Here is a 1,028-nt window from a genome sequence, read left to right as displayed (position 1 = left end):
CCGTCAGGACCAGACCATTCCTGACGGCTACAGCGCCGACCGGACGCATGACGAGCTTCTGCACGCCGCCCGCCAGATCGTGCGCGAGAAGGGCGTCAGCTTTTCCGACGCGGTGGACATGGCGATGGAGGGCCTGCGGTGAGCGCGCCTCTCTCGCCCCATGCGGAGCTGCGGCGGCAATGCCTCCAATGGGCCTTCCAGACCCGCGAGTTCACTGACAAGCCTCACACCGACGTCCTGGACGTGGCAAAGGGCTATTACGCCTTCGTCATGGGCCAGAGCTGGGCGTGGGTTGACCAGGCGCCGCGCGGGACATCGGGGGGACAGGAGAGGTGACCGTTCTGACCGTTCACCGTCCGCCCCGCGCCCAAGCCATGCGGCAAGCTGGTCTGGAAGCAAAAATGACGGCCGGGGTGATCCGGCCGTCCTGTCGGGCTCCTGGCTGGAGCATCACCGCTCTTCGGTTGCCCGACGCCCTGTGTATAGTGCGTGACAGGGGAATTTTTCAATGACCGGCGTCACGATGACCGTCACGATCCCGGCGCGCCCCTACCTCGGCCTCTCGGACGAGGACGAAGAGACGATCATCCAGATCGCCGACGACTGGCTGTGCTCCTGAGGTCGGTGCCAGTCCTATAGTCGATGCGCTCGCGGCGTGAATGGATGGCGGCCGGGGTGATCCAGCCGCCGCGCCAGATCCCTAGCAGGAGCATCACCGCTCTTCGGGTTCCCGGCGCAAGAACGACGCCCGCAGCGTTCCGGGCATCAGGATCGAATGCCTGCCTGAGCAACCAGCGCCACAGTATCCGACCGCGACAAGCTTCCCCGATGTCGCGCCGGAAGTCGAGCGGGAATGCGCACATCTGCGCGTCGGGTGTTATGAAAACGGTAGATCATGCGCGGCAAATGCGCGATTTTCCCGCGATTTTCGCGGGTAAATTCCATTTCTTGACCCTCACTCTAACGCTCAACCCCTTGTTCTGGCGTCAGTCTCTCCGTTTTCGTTCCTCTCCCGATGAAAGACCCCC

The 1,028-nt window shown here is 63.7% G+C and carries 2 protein-coding genes; both read left to right on the top strand.

Features of this window, described 5'->3' with window-relative positions:
* Positions 1 to 138 precede the first annotated feature (138 nt).
* On the top strand, positions 139 to 336 hold the full coding sequence (locus EV216_RS18080) for a hypothetical protein (protein WP_132697273.1): 198 nt from the start codon (positions 139 to 141) through the stop codon (positions 334 to 336).
* 172 nt (positions 337 to 508) lie between these two features.
* A complete protein-coding gene (locus EV216_RS18075; protein ID WP_132697271.1) occupies positions 509 to 619 on the top strand; it encodes a phage virion morphogenesis family protein in 111 nt (36 codons plus the stop codon).
* The last annotated feature ends 409 nt before the right edge of the window (positions 620 to 1,028 follow it).

It is taken from the genome of Rhodovulum steppense (assembly GCF_004339675.1).
Classification (GTDB): Bacteria; Pseudomonadota; Alphaproteobacteria; order Rhodobacterales; family Rhodobacteraceae; genus Rhodovulum; species Rhodovulum steppense.
Note: the sequence above shows the minus strand (reverse complement) of the source record. Positions and strands in the feature narration are given on the sequence as shown.

Excerpts from the sequence above, each read along its gene's own strand:
- EV216_RS18075 (WP_132697271.1), top strand. The coding sequence starts at position 509 with ATGACCGGCGTCACGATGACCGTCACGATCCCGGCGCGCCCCTACCTC.